The sequence below is a fragment of the Flavobacterium ovatum genome (genome assembly GCF_040703125.1).
GTDB classification, from domain to species: Bacteria; Bacteroidota; Bacteroidia; order Flavobacteriales; family Flavobacteriaceae; genus Flavobacterium; species Flavobacterium ovatum.
Genome location: NZ_CP160035.1, coordinates 1,004,915 through 1,022,625, shown reverse-complemented (window position 1 = coordinate 1,022,625; position 17,711 = coordinate 1,004,915). Strand labels below are relative to the sequence as shown.

Genomic DNA, 17,711 nt, shown 5'->3' with positions numbered 1-17,711 from the left:
TCCTATTTTTGAAGCCATGAAAATAAAAATTTTTCTATTATCCTTTTTAGCATTTACGCTTTTCACTTATGCCCAACACAGTAGGGAATCAGATTTTAATTTTGGTTGGAAATTTTCATTAGACCAAAAGAAAGATGCTTTTGCAAAGGAACTAAACGACGCCCAATGGCGAAAGCTAAACCTTCCACATGATTGGAGTATTGAAGCTCCATTTGACGAAAAATTGGAAGGCGCTACAGGGTATCTACCTGGTGGTTTAGGTTGGTACCGCAAACATTTTGCTTTAGACCTAAAATCAGGACAATCGGCTTTTGTACTGTTTGATGGTGTGTACAATAATTCCGAAGTTTGGTTAAACGGAAAAAAATTAGGTGAAAACCCATATGGTTATACACCCTTTTATTTTGATTTAACACCTTATTTGAATAAATCAGGGGATAATGTGATCGCTGTAAAGGTTGATCATACACGTTATGCCGATTGTAGATGGTACACAGGAAGTGGAATTTATAGAAATGTAAAATTGGTAGTTCTAAATTCGGTACACATTCCTATTTGGGGAACTTATGTAACTACACCAAAAGTAACCAAAGAACAAGCAACTGTTCAAATTGAAACCAAAATTAAAAATAAGCTAAATTCAAAAACTGAATTTACTTTGGTCACTAAAATCCTGAATGAAAAAGGAAAACAAGTCGCTAAAAATCAAGAAAAACTACTTATTGACGGCAATAAAGAACAAGCTTTTACACAATATATTCACGTTAAAAATCCTCAATTATGGGATATTGAAACGCCAAATAGATACAAAGTAATTTCAGAAATTAAGTTAAACGGGAAAACTTTAGAAACGTATACCACTCCGTTTGGAATTCGTTCCTTACGTTTTACGGCTGGAGAAGGCTTTTTCTTGAACGGAAAAGAAACTTTGGTAAAAGGAGTTTGTTTGCATCACGATGCAGGTCTTGTTGGAGCTGCCGTACCAAAAGGCGTTTGGGCTCGTCGATTAAAAAGCTTAAAAGAGGCTGGAGTAAATGCAATCCGTACTTCGCATAACCCCTATTCACAAGAGTTTTTGGATCTATGCGATGAAATGGGATTCTTAGTTCAAGATGAAATTTTTGATGAATTAGATTATCCAAAAGACAAACGTTTGAATTATCATGACCGCATTAAAGATAGCATTACACGCGGTTATACCAATCATTTTCAAAAATGGGGAGAAAGTGACTTAAAACGCACCATACTACGAGACAGAAATCATCCATCTGTTTATCAATGGAGTATTGGTAATGAAATTGAATGGACTTATCTTGAATATCGATATGCAACAGGATTCTGGACAGACCGCAAAGACCCTCAAGACTCTGGAGAATTCTGGGGAAGTTTACCAAAATTCACTCCAGAACAATTAAAAGAAAGATATGATAAAGAAGTCAAAGGTAAATATCTCTTAGAAGAAACAGCAAGAAGACTAAACGCTTGGGTAAAAGAATTAGATAATACTCGCCCTACAACTGCCAATTTGGTTATTCCTCAAATAAGCCATGTGAGTGGCTATGCAGATGCCGTAGATTTAGTCGGTTACAGTTATAGAAACTTAATCTTACCATGGGCACAAAAACACTTCCCACACAAACAAGTTACTATTAACGAAAACCCTGGCACATGGGATGACTGGAAACAAGTGATTGAATATCCTGGGGTTTTTAGTATGTACATGTGGACAGGAATTGATTATATTGGGGAACGTGATCAAAAATGGCCTGAAAAAAGTGGCTGGGGTGACATCTTAGATTTAGCAGGATTTAAATACCAAGGTTTTAATTATTTCAAAAGTATTTGGGTAAACAAACCGCACATTTCTATCGGAACATTGCCTATCAAAGAATCCGGGTTTACAGTAGATGATATCACGGGACAAGCTGTACCAAAAAACAAAGGGTCGTACAAATGGCGTGATTCTAATATGCATTGGAATTACAAAAAAGGAGAACCTATTGTAGTTGAAGTAGCATCAAACTATGCTCAAGTAGAATTGTTCGTAAACGGAAGATCATTAGGCAGTCGTAGTATGAATGATAGTCCAGAGCGAATTTTTCGTTGGGTTGTTCCTTTTGAAGAAGGAACAATTACAGCCAAAGCAGGTTTTGACGGTCAAGAAATAACTTCAAAGATCAAAACAAGCTCGGCTCCAACAAGTTTAAAAATCACAACGGATAAAACTACCTTAACTGCTGATGGATATGATGTAGCGCATATTATCGTTCAACTACTAGATAAAGCGGGTAACGAAGTGAAAACTGAGGATACTAAGGTTACTTTTGATGTACAAGGGGATTTAAAAATTTTAGGAGTAGACAATGGTGCGGCAAGCAACATCCAGAATTTTCAATCTAATAGACTTACTACAAGTCAAGGACGTGCTTTAATGATTGTACAATCCCTACACGGAAAAACAGGGAAAACAAAAATCACTGCAAATTCTGACCAATTTAAAAGTGAAACAATTTCAATAAGCACAAAAAAATAAAAGATGAAAAAAATAGCCCTAATACTCACACTGTGCTTATTTGTTAACTTATATTCACAACAAAAGGCTATTAACCAAAAACAACCCAACGTCATTCTAATTTTAACAGACGACCAAGGCATAGGCGATTTGGCTTGTCAAGGAAACCCTTGGTTAAAAACACCAAACATAGATAGCTTTTACAAACAAGCGGTACGCATGACCGACTTTCATGTAAGTCCGTTATGTGCTCCCACTCGTGGCGCGCTCATGACTGGGCGATATCCTATCAATAATGGGGCTTGGGCAACTTACAAAGGCCGAGATGCATTGTCTGGAAACCCATCTACTATTGCAGATATTTTTAGTCAAAATGGATACATAACAGGAATGTTTGGCAAATGGCATTTGGGAGACAACTATCCAGTTCGACCAACGGATAGCGGTTTTGACGTTGTGGTACAACACAAAGCAGGTGGCGTAGGGGAACTTTCCGATTATTGGGGAAACAATTATTTTAATGACACCTATTTTGTAAATAACGAACCCAAACAATTTCAAGGCTATTGCACCGATGTTTGGTTTGATCAAACGATGCAATTTATCACCAAAAACAAAGACAAGCCGTTTTTTATCTACTTACCCACCAATGCGCCGCACGGTCCATTGTACGTAGAGGAGAAATATGCAAAGCCGTACCGAGAGTTAGCTAAAAACAAACAAATTGTTAGCGCCGAATACTACGGAATGCTGGCAAATATTGATGAGAATTTTGGTAAACTGGAAGCTTTCTTAAAAAAGAATAAACTCACAGACAACACCATTCTGATTTACATGACCGATAACGGCACTGCAAACGGAATAAGCCCCGATGGAAAAATTGGGTATAACAAAGGGTATAATGGTAGAAAAGGTTCCAAAACAGATGGAGGTCACCGTGTGCCTTTTTTCATTCGATGGAAAGATGGAAAAATAAGTGGAGGGAAAGATTTGGATGCTACAGCAGCCCATGTTGATTTATTACCCACCTTGGCTTCGCTTTGCAATTTAACAATGCCAAAAAACCAACAAATGGATGGAATCGATTTAGGGCCTGTTTTGCTACAAAAAGAAAAAGCCAACCAAGACCGTACGGTTTTTGTACACAATAGACAAGACTGGCGTCCACCGATGGATGTAGACGAAACTTGCCTTATCAAAGACAATTGGAGGTTGATTAATGGTAAGGAACTCTATGATATGAACACAGATAAAATGCAAAAAAACGATATTGCTGCACAACATCCTGCAATAGTGCAACAGTTGTTGGCTAATAATTCTAATTTTCTAATCCATACCAAAACCAATCCAGAGTACTACCAAATGCCCGCTGCAATTATTGGAAATCCTGAACAAAAGGAAATCAAATTAACGATCCAGCATGCCATTGGTGATGACGATGGAATTTGGAAAAGTGAACAAGTCGCTGAAGGAATGAAAAACAGCAACAACATGCACGCAATCGAAGTGGCCAAGAAAGGAAAATATCGTATTTCCTGCCGCAGATGGCCAAAAGAATGTCCCGCAGAAATTTGGGGAATTCCAAACGAAAACCCTAAAAACTGGTTTACTTACAAAACAATAAAACCTACCAAAGTTAGGATTCAAATTCAAAGCCAGTTATTAGAAAAACAAATTCAAAAGGAAGATGTAGAAGTGAATTTTGAAGTCAATCTCGAAAAGGGAAAAACCTTTTTGGCTAACGATTTTATCGAAGGAAAAAACAAATACGGCGTTTATTACACTTATATTTCATTGATTGAATAGTTTAAAAAAATCATGTAAAAATCCGATTTTGGAGCTATCCGAAATCGGATTTTTTATTTTCAAAAACTTTCATTCAAAACAGTATGTCTTTGTAGGTATATTTTAAGGATACATTTCAACTTTTCAAGGTATTCTTTTATTTAGAAAACCATATAGCTTAGCATCAAAATCATCTGTTAAACAAAAAACAGATACTATTCTTCATTTTTGTATATCCAGAAATTGGATTACACTCACCTTCTAAACGTGAAGACACAAATGAAAAACAATACGCTTCTTAAAATGGCACTAATTGCAATTGTCGTAATTTCCTTTTTCAATTTCCAAACAAAAAAAACTTGGGATGTTCGTGATTTTGGAGCCAAAGGAGATAACAATACGCTAAATACAAAAGCCATTCAGTCTGCAATTGACGCTTGTAATCAAGCTGGCGGAGGAACTGTTCTTATTGAAGACGGAATCTACATTTCGGGTACGCTGTTATTAAAAGATAATGTAACTCTAAAAGTAGAGAACAATACAACACTTTTGGGTAGCGACAACCCAAATGATTACATTAGCATTGATCCTTTTGTAGATGCCACAGGACAACTGCGCGGAAAATGTTTGGTTGGAGCCATAGATGTAAAAAACATCGGGATTATTGGGAAAGGTACTATCGATGGCCGAGGAGAACTTTTTACACCCAAAAAAGTAGAAGAAACACTAAAACGCATCGGCGAAAAAGAAAAGCTGTCGCAACTGGACTTAAAAGAAAGTGCTTTGTATGACGGCGGAAAAGTCAAAAAATTTGACCGTCCGTTTTTGGTTCGTTTGGTTCGTTCCAGTACAATTTTATTAAAGGACATCCACCTTCGTCAGCCTGCTGCTTGGACATTGCACATCTTTCAATGCAACAATTTTGTGGTCGATAAAATTGATATTCACAGTCACGCCAATCAAAATAATGATGCCATAGATATTGATTCTAGCACAAACGGATTGATTAAAAATTGTACGATTGATTCTGGAGACGATGCGATATGTTTTAAAACAACCAGCCCAAAACCGACACAAAATATAAAAGTGCTTAATTGTAAAATTAAAAGCGAATGGGGTGCTATAAAATTTGGTACCGAATCCATGGGCGATTTTAGAGACATTACTGTAAAAGATTGTTTTATACATGATACAAGAGGTGGCGGAATCAAAATTTTGAGTGTTGATGGAGCCAATATCAACAACGTTTTGATAGACAACATCAAAATGGAAAATGTAGAAATGCCGATTTTCATTCGCTTAGGCGAACGAGGATTGGTCTATCGTGACGCACCCAAACAACCCGTAGGAACTATTAATAATGTAGTTATTTCTAACATTAATGCCGTTTCTAGAAAATTGGAAGATTGCCGAATCAAACCTACCGTTGGTTTCTTTTTCACCGGTACACCCAACCATAAAATTGGGAATATCAAATTGAAAAACATCAAAATCAGTTTACCAGGCGGCGGAACTGAAAAAGACAGCGAAATTATAGTTCCCGAAAATGAGTTACAGTATCCTGAATTCACAAAACTTGGCGCCGTTCCTGCTTTTGGTATGTACGCCCGACACATCGAAAAATTAGAAACAAAAAACATCCATTTCTCTTTGCAAAACAGTGATAAACGAAAAGAAATTGTGTTAGAGGATGTAAATTAATAAATGACAGTAAATAAAATTAGTATGTACAAAAAAGCCTTGGTATTTTGTTTAGCACTTAGCCTCAACATTGGTGCACAAAACAAACCGCAAACAATCAAAAAGAAGTACGACGACAGTTGGGAATCGATTCGTGCAGGTTACAAAGTACCAGAATGGTTTAAAGATGCCAAATTTGGAATTTTTTTACATTGGGGACCTTACGCCGTTCCTGCCTATAGTAGTGAAAAATTCCCTAAAGGAATTTACGACCAAAAGTGGAATAAAGGAGGCATGAATCCGTACAGCTATCATAGAGAACATTATGGTGACCCTTCAAAATTCGGATACAAAGACTTCATTCCGATGTTCAAAGCAGAGAAATTTGATGCTGAAGAATGGATTGCGTTATTCAAAAAATCAGGTGCACGTTATGTAGTTCCTGTTGGAGAACACCACGATGGATACGCCATGTACAACTCTAAAGTAACACGATGGAATGTTGTAGAAACAGGGCCTAAAAAAGACGTGATGAAAATGCTAGCCGATGCTTGTAAAACACAAGGATTAAAGTTTGGTATGTCATCGCACTTTGCTTACAACCGTTTGTATTACTACAAAAACGACCCAACTTGGGATACTAATGATCCTAGATATTTTGATCTATACGGAGAACCTGTTGAACCAGGAGCTGCGCCAACAAAACAATATTTGAACCTTTGGTGGAACAGAACAACCGATATTATTGACAATTACAAACCCGATTTGCTTTGGTTTGATTACGGTTTGGATGATGCTGGTTTTGAACCCGTACACAAAAAAATCCTTTCGTACTATTACAACAAAGGAGAAGAATGGAATAAAGAAGTCGTTTTTCAAGACAAAAACATGAAATACCCTTCTTTCCCAGAAGATTTAATTGTTCTAGATTTGGAGCGTGGTCGCATGGACAATATCAACAAATATCCTTGGCAAACAGATACCTCTATTGGTAAAATATCTTGGGGATACATCGACAATGAAGAGTACAAAACAGCCGATTATCTACTAGATGAATTGATTGACATTGTGAGTAAAAATGGTTGTTTACTATTGAATATAGGACCAAAAGCAGACGGAACAATTCCAGATCCTGCCAAGAAAATTTTGGCTACTATGGGAGAATGGCTTTCTGTTAATGACGAGGTGATTTTTAATACTCGCCCTTGGAAAATTTATGGCGAAGGTCCAACCAAAGTAGACAAAGGAAACCATACCGAAAAGAACAACAAAGACGCCGGTTTTGAAGACATTCGTTTCACTACAAACGGTGATGTATTGTATGCAACAGCTTTAGGTTGGTCAAAAGATGGCGTTTTCAACATCAAATCTTTGGCTACTAATAATGAATACGATAAACGAAAAGTAGAATCGGTAACTTTTGTAAGCGGAAAAAACAAATTGGATTGGAAGCAATCTGCTTCAGGTTTAAAAATCACTGTAAAAGGCAACAAACCTTGCGAAGAAGCTTTTGCATTTAAAATCAAATTCAAAAAATAAGCATTGCTTTCTAAGCTAAATCATTTTCGAAAATAAACCAAAAGCATTGATTAAAGTCTAAAAATAAAAAACACCTTGAAAGCCTTAAAATGAGAAAAATACATTATTTATTAGCATGTTTAGTTCTGGTAATCACCATCAAAACAACGGCGCAAGAAAAACCAAATATCCTAGTAATCTTAGCCGATGACTTAGGATATGGCGATGTAGGATTTACAGGTTCTACCGAAATCAAGACGCCAAATTTAGATAAATTGGCAAAGAATGGTGTGATTTTCAAAAACGGTTATGTGACGCATCCGTACTGTGGCCCTTCACGTGCGGGTCTACTTACAGGACGCTATCAAGCCCGTTTTGGATTGGAAATCAATTTGACCAACTCGCCATTTGACATGTACAACGGTTTACCATTAACCGAACAAACCTTTGCCAACCGACTCAAAAAATCGGGTTACACCACGGGAATAATAGGAAAATGGCATATGGGAGGTTCAGAACCTTTTCATCCAAACAATCGCGGTTTTGATTATTTCTACGGATTTTTGGCAGGCGGTCACTCCTACTTTCCCGAAAATGTAAAAACCGTTGCGCCATTAGTTTCTGAAAAAACAGGAGAACCAGCATATAGCGCTAATGAGGGCAGTTACCATCCTTTGACACGTAATGATAAAGCAGGAGAATTCAATGAATATTTAACTACAGCACTTAGTAAAGATGCGGCAAAATTTATTGGTGACAGCAAAAAACCATTCTGTTTGTATATGGCCTATAATGCGCCACATTTACCACTAGAAGCACCTAAAGAAACGATTGACAAATATAAGAATATCAAAGATCCGCAACGTAGAGTGTATGCTGCCATGATTGACAAAATGGACGAAGGAGTTGGTATTATTATTAAAGCTTTGAAAGATTCTGGAAAATATGACAACACTTTAATATTCTTCTTGTCGGACAATGGTGGCCCAAGAGCTGAAAAGCAAGGTCATGGTTTTGCTTTCAACGGTCCATTTGTGGGCGGAAAAGGTAGTATGCACGAAGGAGGTTCTCATGTTCCTTTCTTTTTACATTGGCCAAATGGGAATTTGAAAAAAGGTGTTTTTGAAGGATTAGTATCCTCTTTGGATATCTCGGCAACGGCTGTAGCGCTAGGAAATGGAGATACATCAGGCGAAAAACTAGAAGGAACCAACTTGATTCCGTTCCTAACAGGAGCTAAAAAAGGAACGCCACATGATGCCTTATTTTGGAGAATGGACGATGGAAAAGCATGGTCAGTGCGAACAGAAAAAACGAAATACTTACTTGAGGGATATGGTAAAAATGTCCAACCAGAGTTATTTGACATGGAGAAAGATCCTTATGAGTCAACCAATATTGTATCTAATTCGGCAAAAGATAAAGCAGCTATGGCAAAACTCTGGAACGAATGGAACCAAGGCAATATATCAAATAGCTTTTTACAAGCAGGTCCTTACCAAAAAAAGCGATTGGAAATGTATAAAAAACTGTATGATGATTTACACGAAAAAGCTAAAAAGCAAAAGCTTTTGATTATTGAATAAAACCATTTTTCATATAAAATCCCCACTTTAGTTTAAGGACTAAAATGGGGATTTACTTTTAAATTTTGTACTCACTACTTCCCTAACATCAAAAGCTCAGAGACCACAACTTCTGTGATATAACGTTTTTCTCCGTTTTTATCATCATAGGTACGGTGTGTTAGCTTTCCTTCTACTGCAATTTCTTTGCCTTTAGTGACATACTTTTCAATAATTTCGGCAGTTTTCCCCCAAGCTACAACTTTGTGCCATTGGGTTTCTTCTACTTTTTCTCCTTTTTCATTTTTGTAACTTTCATTTGTGGCTAATGTAAAGTTGGCTAACTTTTTCCCACCCTCAAAATTTTTGATTTCTGGGTCATTTCCTAAGTGTCCAATTAATTGTACTTTGTTTCTTAATGCATTCATGGCGTATAAATTTAAAATGTTTTAATCTGAACTCGTTTCAGATTCTTTTGTTGGGTTATAGTTTTGTCGAAAGAATCGTTGTTTGTTTCCGACATTACAAAGATGCGACAGCTCCCAAAAGTTATTCGGTTATCATTCAATTACTTTCGGTTGTAAATATTTGTAAGCGTTTGTAAACGGATAGGTTTTTTTTGTAACTTAGCATAAATCAAAAATATTTTATGCAAGCAGAAATCAATAAAGTTGAATTACGAAATTTAAAAATAGCGGATTATAAAGAATTGAAAAAATCCATGATGGAGTCCTATCCAGAAATGGCTGACAATTATTGGAACGAATCCGAAGTCAAAAAATTACTTAAAATTTTCCCCGAAGGACAACTTGTAATTATAGTAGATGGTCTTGTGGTAGGTTCTGCATTGTCACTAATTGTACCCGAAGAAATCGTAGATAAAAACCACGATTATGCCAAAATAACGGGAAATTATACATTTTCAACCCACACATATAAAGGTGAAGTTTTATATGGAATCGATGTATTTGTACATCCAAAATACCGAGGTTTACGACTTGGACGACGTATGTATGATGCCCGAAAAGAAATATGTGAACAATTTAATTTAAAATCAATTGTATTTGCAGGTAGAATCCCTAATTATGGTAAATACGCAGCCGAATTAACTCCAAAAGAGTATATCGATAAAGTAAAACGAAAAGAAATACACGATCCTGTACTATCGTTTCAATTAAGTAATGATTTTCACGTGATGCGAATCATGAAAAATTACTTGGAAGGCGATAAAAAATCAAAAGAATTTGCGGTTTTATTAGAATGGAACAACATTTATTATGATGATAGCCCAAGAATCATCAACCAAACTAAAAGTGTTATCCGTTTGGGATTAATCCAATGGCAGATGCGTCCATTAAAAGATTTAGATGCTCTTTTTGAGCAATCTGAGTTTTTCATTGATGCCGTTTCAGGTTACGGAAGTGACTTTGCTGTTTTTCCAGAGTTATTCATCGCTCCCTTGATGGCCGATTACAACCATTTATCCGAAGCTGATGCTATAAGAGAATTAGCCAAGTATGCTGAACCTATTAAAAAACGTTTTCAGGAATTGGCCATCGCCTACAACATCAATATCATCACAGGAAGTATGCCTCATTTAATAGATGGCACACTATACAACGCTGGATTTTTATGCAAAAGAGATGGTACAAACGAAATGTATACAAAAATTCATATCACGCCTAACGAAGTCTTCCATTGGGGAATAACAGGTGGTGATATTATTCAAACATTTGATACCGATTGTGGGAAAATTGGGATTATTATTTGTTATGATGTCGAATTTCCAGAACTATCTAGATTAATGGCAGACGAAGGTATGAATATCTTATTTGTTCCATTCTTGACCGACACTCAAAATGGGTATACTCGTGTGAAACATTGTGCACAAGCCAGAGCCATCGAGAACGAATGTTATGTAGCTATTGCAGGTTGCGTGGGGAATTTACCAAAAGTAAACAACATGGATATTCAGTATGCACAAACAGCCGTGTTTACACCATCGGATTTTGCGTTTCCAAGTAACGGAATAAAAGCTGAAACCACTCCTAATACGGAGATGACCTTAATTGTTGACGTCGATTTAGATTTACTAAAAGAATTACACGAACACGGAAGTGTCAAAATTCTAAAAGACCGCCGACATGATTTATATAAAATTAGAAAAGTAAAAAACCAAGGATGAAGACTTGCTTAGAATGTGGTGAAAAAATAATAGGTCGTGAGGACAAGAAGTTCTGTAGTGACGGCTGTCGCAATGCTTATAATAATAAGATTAATAAAGACAGTAACAATTATATGCGCAACATTAACAATAAGTTGCGCAAAAACTATCGTATCCTCTCTAGTTTGAATACAGATGGAAAATCAAAGACAACCAAAACTAAACTATTGAGTTTGGGATTTGATTTTGATTTTTTTACCAATATTCTAAAAACTAAAACTGGAAATACTTACTATTTTTTGTACGATCAAGGTTATCTGTTACTAGATAATGATTTTTACATGTTAGTCAAAAAAGACATTTAATACCAACATCATGATAAAAAAGTACTCCTCTCTTATCGCACTATTGTTCCTATTGGTAGTTTTAGGGATGAGTTATTTTACCATGATGCCACAATGGAGCACCGAATCAGAGGTGCCTTTAAATGAATTTTCGACCAATAGGGCTTTTGCACATGTAGAAACACTTTCGAAACAACCTCATTATGTAACGTCAAAAAATCATGAAGTAGTCGCGCAACAGCTGCAAAGAGAACTTCAAAAACTGGGATTAGAAACCAGTTTACAAGAAGGTTTTACTTTGACTGATTGGGGAAACCTAGTCTATTCTAAAAATATTTTAGCCCGAATAAAAGGCACAAAACCAACTAAAGCTTTACTCTTGCTTACTCATTACGATAGTGCACCACATTCGGCTTCCTTTGGAGCGAGCGATGCAGGGTCAGGAGTAGCGACCATTTTAGAAAGCGTTCGTGCTTTTTTACATGCTAAAAAAACACATAAAAACGATATTATCATTCTGTTTTCAGATGCGGAAGAACTGGGATTGAACGGAGCAGCACTTTTTGTAACACAACATCAATGGGCCAAAGAAATAGGATTAGCTCTCAACTTTGAAGCCAGAGGAACCTCTGGTCCAAGTTATATGTTGATGGAAACCAATAACGGAAATGCTGGTTTGGTGAATGAATTTGCTAATGCTGGCGTGCCCTTTGCAGTTTCCAATTCCTTGATGTATAGCATTTACAAAATGCTCCCAAATGATACAGATCTAACGGTTTTTAGAAAAGAAGGAAACATACAAGGGTTGAATTTTGCTTTCATTGACGGACATTATAACTATCATACCGCTCAGGATGACAGTGCACATTTGAATAAAAACACTTTAGCGCATCAAGGCTCATACCTTTTACCATTGTTTCATTATTTTTCGAATGCCAATTTAAACGCTACACAATCGCTAAATGACGAGGTTTATTTTACCGTTCCATTTGCTTTTATACATTATCCTTTTGATTGGGTAAAACCCATGTTGTTTATCGCCATCGGATTATTTTTTATTTTAATATTCTTTGGACTTGCCAAAAAAATTCTTGATTTCAAAACCATTGCCAAAGGATTTATTCCTTTTACAGCCAGTCTTATTTTTTCGGGATTGATTACTTTTTTCGGATGGAAAACACTTCTTTCCTTTTATCCACAATATAAAGATTTACTGAATGGTTTTACCTATAACGGTCATGATTATATAGCAGCATTTGTATTTTTGACTTTGGCAATTTGCATGACGTTTTATCACTTTTTCTCAGCCAAAAAAGTAACTGTTAGTAATTCGGTTGCGCCACTTTTCTTTTGGTTATTGATTAACGGCGGAATTGCTTATTTCCTAGAAGGTGCTGGGTTTTTAATCCTCCCTGTTTATTTCGGACTTTTTATATTTGCTTATTTTATCATTAGCCAACAAAATAATCATTGGTTTAATTTGGTCATGAGCTTACCCGCTTTGCTACTTATTGCTCCTTTTATTTATTTATTTCCAATTGGTTTGGGACTCAAGATTCTTTTTGGAAGTATGGTACTCACGGTTTTATTGTTTGGATTACTTTTACCAATTTTCGGGCCTTTTCCCAAAAAAGGATTTTGGGCGATTGCATTTTTGGTCGTTGCCATTGGCTTTTTTGCGAAAGCGCATTACCAATCAGGATATGAAAAAGGCAAAGCAAAATCCAACAGCTTAGTATATATTTATGATGCCGACGAGGATAAAGCCACTTGGGTTACTTATGACAAAAACCTAGATGATTGGACAAAAACCTATTTAGGCAACAACCCTAAAACAACCCAATTAGAAAAAGAAATCCCTTTATTCAGCAAATACAATAGTTACTTTACTTACGCTACTGAAACAACTGTAAAATCGATTCCCATCCCGTCTATACGTTTCGTAAAAGATAGCATAGCAGGGAATTTACACTATCTTAAAATCAGAATTACTCCAAACCGAAACGTAAACCGTTATGATATTTTCGCTAATGAAAAAATGGACTTTTATCATTTTAAAGCCAATGGAGCGGTACAACTAGAACAAACCAGCAACAAGTTAAACCGCAATGGCAAAAAAATCCTAAGTTATTATGTAGTCAACAATCAACCACTAGAAATGGAATTTGTCCTTAATAGAGCGACCACATTTGACATGCAATTATTAGAAAGTTCATTTGATTTATTGCAAAATCCATTATTCAATATTCAACCAAGAGCTGATTGGATGATGCCTACACCGTTTGTATTAACAGATGCAGTTTGTATAAAACAAACTATCAAGCCAAATCTTGAACAAGTCGAAATACCTAGTACCAGCTCTGAAACTGTAATAAACGATTCTATAGCAAAACCAGTTGTAACACCTTCCGGTTTGTAGCAAAATTCAAAGCTTCTCGACATTGAGTAAAATTGCTATCTAATACTTGAATATATTTAAAAATTCATATTTCTGTTTATCCGATTATAATTATTTTTAAATAATAAACAAGTTGGTCTAATTGTATTTCGTAAATTGAAAGTCAAACATTCACTAATCAATACCCAAGATAAGATATGAAAATTAAAAAGGTTCTTGTAGCTAATAGAGGCGAAATTGCAATTAGAATATTCAGAGCTTGTACAGAGATTAATATCAAAACTGTTGGTATTTACACCTATGAGGACAGATATTCTTTACACAGATACAAAGCTGATGAATCTTATCAAATTGGCGAAGACAATCAACCACTAAAACCTTATTTAGATATTGATACTATTATAAAAGTAGCGTTAGAAAATAATGTAGATGCTATACATCCTGGTTATGGATTTTTATCTGAAAATGCAGATTTTGCACAAAAATGTCAAGATAACAACATCATTTTTGTAGGTCCAAAAGTATCTGTTTTAAAATCTCTTGGAGATAAAATTGCCGCTAAAAAAGTAGCAATTGAAAATAATATCCCTATAATAAGAAGTAACGAAAAACCTTTAGACGATATAAATATTGCACTTTCTGAGGCAACTCTCATTGGATATCCGCTAATGCTAAAAGCTGCTTCTGGTGGTGGTGGAAGAGGAATGCGCGTCATTAGAGATGAAGAAGAATTAAACAAGGCATACAACGAAAGTAAAAGAGAAGCCTTAAATGCTTTTGGGGATGATACCGTTTTTCTAGAAAAATTTGTAGAAAATCCAAAACATATAGAAGTACAAATTGTAGCAGATAATTATGGAAATACAGTTCATTTATACGAAAGAGATTGTTCTGTACAACGACGTTATCAGAAGGTAATAGAATTTGCTCCCTCGTTTGGTTTAAAAGAAGAAACAAAAGAGGCGCTGTACAATTATGCAACCAAAATTTGTAAAGCTGTAAATTATAATAATATTGGAACTGTAGAGTTTCTAGTCGATGATGATGACTCTATTTACTTTATTGAAGTAAATCCTAGAATCCAAGTAGAGCATACCGTAACAGAGGTTGTCACCAATATAGATTTGGTGAAAACTCAGCTGTTTATTGCTGGTAATTACAAATTAGAAGACCCACAAATAAAAATCCCAAATCAAGAAACAATTAAAATTACGGGCTACGCATTACAATGTAGAATCACAACTGAAGATCCACAAAACGATTTTAAACCTGATTTCGGAACAATTTCTACTTATAGAAGTGCTTCTGGCTTCGGAATTCGTTTAGATGCAGGAAGTGTTTATCAAGGGGTTACCATTTCACCTTTCTTTGACTCTATGTTAGTAAAAGTCACCGCAAATAGCAGAACCTTAGACGGAGCATCCAGAAAAATAAGAAGAGCTTTAAGGGAATTTAGAATTAGAGGTGTAAAAACAAATATGCCATTTTTGGAAAATATTTTAAAACATGATACTTTCAAAAAAGGAGCCATCACGGTTAACTTTATAAAATCAAACCCCGATTTATTCATTTTCAAAGCACCTAGGAACAGGGCAAATAAAATGATTACCTATTTAGCAGATATCACTATAAACGGAAATCCTGATGTTAAGAAAATAGACAAAACAAAAATATTTATAAAACCAAAAGTTCCAGTTTTTGATGCAGACGCGGCATACCCAAAGGGAACCAAAGATTTATTAACCGAATTGGGGCCTGAAAAATTTTCGCAATGGTTAAAAAATGAGAAAAAAATTCATTTTACAGATACCACTATGCGGGATGCGCATCAAAGTTTACTGGCTACAAGAATGCGTACTTTTGATATGCTGCAAGTAGCGGAGGGATATGCCAAAAATAATTCAGATATTTTCAGTATGGAAGTTTGGGGAGGAGCCACTTTTGATGTTTGTTTGCGTTATTTACAAGAAAATCCTTGGGAACGACTAAAGTTGCTTAGAGAAAAAATGCCAAATGTCTTGTTGCAAATGCTCATTAGAGGTTCTAATGGAGTTGGTTACACAGCTTATTCAGATAATTTAATTGGTAGATTTGTAGAAGAATCTGCGGAAAACGGAATCGATTTATTTAGGGTTTTTGATTCTTTAAATTGGATGAAATCTATTGCCCCATGTATCGAGCAAATTAGAACCAGAACACAAGGTTTAGCAGAAGGTTCCATCTGTTACACAGGAGATATTTTGGATATCAGAAACACAAAATACAACTTAAAATATTACATTGATTTAGCCAAAGAAATAGAAAATTCAGGTGCCCATATTTTAGGAATTAAAGACATGGCAGGTTTATTAAAACCGTATGCCGCAACAGAATTAATAACAGCATTAAAGTCCGAATTAAATATCCCTATTCATTTGCATACCCACGACACCTCGTCGATACAAGCCGCAACCTATTTGAAAGCTATTGAGGCTGGTGTAGATGTGGTAGATGTTGCTCTAGGCGGTATGTCTGGATTGACATCACAACCAAACTTCAACTCAATTGTTGAAATGATGAAATTTAGTGAGCGTGACAATCCTATTAATATCGACTCTTTAAACGAATATTCAAATTATTGGGAAACCGTAAGAGAGTATTATTATCCTTTTGAGTCTGGGCTAAAATCTGGTTCAGGCGAAGTCTTCAAACATGAAATTCCTGGTGGACAATATTCCAACTTAAAACCACAAGCACAATCGCTAGGTTTAGAAGACCGTTTTCATGAAATTACAAAAATGTATGCCGAGGTAAATACCTTATTTGGCAATATTATAAAGGTTACACCAAGTTCTAAGGTGGTTGGAGATATGGCTCAATACCTAGTCAGCAATAATTTAACGATAAATGATGTGCTAGAAAGAGGTGATACTATTTCTTTTCCTCAATCGGTAGTGAGTTTCTTCAAAGGTGATTTAGGTCAGCCTGTAAATGGATTTCCAGAAAAATTACAAAAATTAATTCTAAAAGACCAAAAGCCATTTACAGATAGGCCAAATGACCATATTCCACCAGTGGATTTTGAAAAAGAATATGACGAATTCAAAAAAATATTTGAAAATGATTTAGGAAGAAGTATCGATTTCACTGACTTTCTATCCTATAAATTATATCCAAAAGTATTTACAGAGGCCTACAACAAACATTTAAAATACGATAATCTAACCCAGCTACCAACCAAAAATTTCTTTTACGGAATGGAAATTGGAGAAGAGATTACTGTTGAAATTGACAAAGGAAAAGCCTTATTAGTTACTTTAGAATCTATTGGAACACCAAATACTGAAGGAATGGTAACGGTATATTTTAAAGTAAATGGGCAAGGACGAATTATTGAAGTTAAGGATGAATCTATAAAAGTAGAAACCCGCAGAAATGTAAAAGCAGATAAGAACAATGTCTCGCAAATTGGTACTCCACTACAAGGATTGTTGTCAACTATTTTTGTAAAATCAGGAGAAAAAATAGTAAAAAACCAACCACTATTTATTATTGAAGCCATGAAAATGGAAACTACAATTACTGCAACTGAAAACACAACAATTAAAAACATAGTGCTAATGGCAGGAACGATGGTGAATTCTGATGATTTGATTATTGAATTGAATTAAGTTTAAGGATCAAAAAACTTAGCAATAGTTCAAATCATTATAAAAATAATGATTAAAAAAGTTTATTGAAATTCGTTTCAATAAACTTTTTTTAG

General features: G+C 35.5%; 10 protein-coding genes. 9 read left to right on the top strand and 1 reads right to left on the bottom strand.

Features of this window, described 5'->3' with window-relative positions:
• Positions 1–16: 16 nt before the first annotated feature.
• From ABZP37_RS04555 to ABZP37_RS04535, 5 genes are all read left to right on the top strand, one after another.
• Complete coding sequence (locus ABZP37_RS04555; protein WP_366185996.1) at positions 17–2,533, top strand: sugar-binding domain-containing protein; 2,517 nt, start codon at positions 17–19, stop codon at positions 2,531–2,533.
• A 3-nt stretch (positions 2,534–2,536) separates the two neighbouring features.
• Positions 2,537–4,318, top strand: a complete 1,782-nt coding sequence (locus tag ABZP37_RS04550) for an arylsulfatase (protein WP_366185995.1) — start codon at positions 2,537–2,539, stop codon at positions 4,316–4,318.
• 258 nt (positions 4,319–4,576) lie between these two features.
• Positions 4,577–5,998, top strand: a complete 1,422-nt coding sequence (locus tag ABZP37_RS04545; protein ID WP_366185993.1) for a glycoside hydrolase family 28 protein — start codon at positions 4,577–4,579, stop codon at positions 5,996–5,998.
• A 3-nt stretch (positions 5,999–6,001) separates the two neighbouring features.
• A complete protein-coding gene (locus ABZP37_RS04540) occupies positions 6,002–7,516 on the top strand; it encodes an alpha-L-fucosidase (RefSeq protein WP_366185991.1) in 1,515 nt (504 codons plus the stop codon).
• An 89-nt stretch (positions 7,517–7,605) separates the two neighbouring features.
• Positions 7,606–9,081: a sulfatase-like hydrolase/transferase gene (locus ABZP37_RS04535; protein ID WP_366185989.1), complete on the top strand. Its 1,476-nt coding sequence runs from the start codon at positions 7,606–7,608 to the stop codon at positions 9,079–9,081.
• 74 nt (positions 9,082–9,155) lie between these two features.
• On the opposite strand, the gene ssb is transcribed toward ABZP37_RS04535, so the two are convergent.
• Complete coding sequence (gene ssb, locus ABZP37_RS04530; RefSeq protein ID WP_366185987.1) at positions 9,156–9,488, bottom strand: single-stranded DNA-binding protein; 333 nt, start codon at positions 9,486–9,488, stop codon at positions 9,156–9,158.
• Between the two features lie 221 nt (positions 9,489–9,709).
• Between ssb and ABZP37_RS04525 the strand changes: the two genes are divergently transcribed.
• The 4 genes from ABZP37_RS04525 (at position 9,710) to ABZP37_RS04510 (ending at position 17,616) form a co-directional block, all read left to right on the top strand.
• Positions 9,710–11,245 carry a bifunctional GNAT family N-acetyltransferase/carbon-nitrogen hydrolase family protein gene (locus tag ABZP37_RS04525; protein ID WP_366185986.1) on the top strand — a complete coding sequence of 512 codons (1,536 nt, stop codon included), beginning with the start codon at positions 9,710–9,712 and terminating at the stop codon, positions 11,243–11,245.
• Positions 11,242–11,589: a hypothetical protein gene (locus tag ABZP37_RS04520; protein WP_366185984.1), complete on the top strand. Its 348-nt coding sequence runs from the start codon at positions 11,242–11,244 to the stop codon at positions 11,587–11,589. The genes ABZP37_RS04525 and ABZP37_RS04520 overlap by 4 nt, the downstream gene beginning before the upstream one ends.
• Before the next feature lie 10 nt (positions 11,590–11,599).
• Positions 11,600–13,987, top strand: coding sequence for a M28 family peptidase (locus tag ABZP37_RS04515; protein ID WP_366185982.1), 2,388 nt, complete (start codon positions 11,600–11,602; stop codon positions 13,985–13,987).
• A 176-nt stretch (positions 13,988–14,163) separates the two neighbouring features.
• Positions 14,164–17,616 (top strand): pyruvate carboxylase, encoded by a 3,453-nt coding sequence (locus tag ABZP37_RS04510; protein ID WP_366185980.1) that lies wholly within the window; start codon positions 14,164–14,166, stop codon positions 17,614–17,616.
• Positions 17,617–17,711 lie beyond the last annotated feature (95 nt).

What these genes read in the sequence shown, in the direction of transcription:
- ABZP37_RS04555 (WP_366185996.1), top strand. Translation starts at nt 17, where the DNA reads ATGAAAATAAAAATTTTTCTATTATCCTTTTTAGCATTTACGCTTTTC.
- ABZP37_RS04550 (WP_366185995.1), top strand. Translation starts at nt 2,537, where the DNA reads ATGAAAAAAATAGCCCTAATACTCACACTGTGCTTATTTGTTAACTTA.
- ABZP37_RS04545 (WP_366185993.1), top strand. Translation starts at nt 4,577, where the DNA reads ATGAAAAACAATACGCTTCTTAAAATGGCACTAATTGCAATTGTCGTA.
- ABZP37_RS04540 (WP_366185991.1), top strand. Translation starts at nt 6,002, where the DNA reads ATGACAGTAAATAAAATTAGTATGTACAAAAAAGCCTTGGTATTTTGT.
- ABZP37_RS04535 (WP_366185989.1), top strand. Translation starts at nt 7,606, where the DNA reads ATGAGAAAAATACATTATTTATTAGCATGTTTAGTTCTGGTAATCACC.
- ssb (WP_366185987.1), bottom strand. Translation starts at nt 9,488, where the DNA reads ATGAATGCATTAAGAAACAAAGTACAATTAATTGGACACTTAGGAAAT.
- ABZP37_RS04525 (WP_366185986.1), top strand. Translation starts at nt 9,710, where the DNA reads ATGCAAGCAGAAATCAATAAAGTTGAATTACGAAATTTAAAAATAGCG.
- ABZP37_RS04520 (WP_366185984.1), top strand. Translation starts at nt 11,242, where the DNA reads ATGAAGACTTGCTTAGAATGTGGTGAAAAAATAATAGGTCGTGAGGAC.
- ABZP37_RS04515 (WP_366185982.1), top strand. Translation starts at nt 11,600, where the DNA reads ATGATAAAAAAGTACTCCTCTCTTATCGCACTATTGTTCCTATTGGTA.
- ABZP37_RS04510 (WP_366185980.1), top strand. Translation starts at nt 14,164, where the DNA reads ATGAAAATTAAAAAGGTTCTTGTAGCTAATAGAGGCGAAATTGCAATT.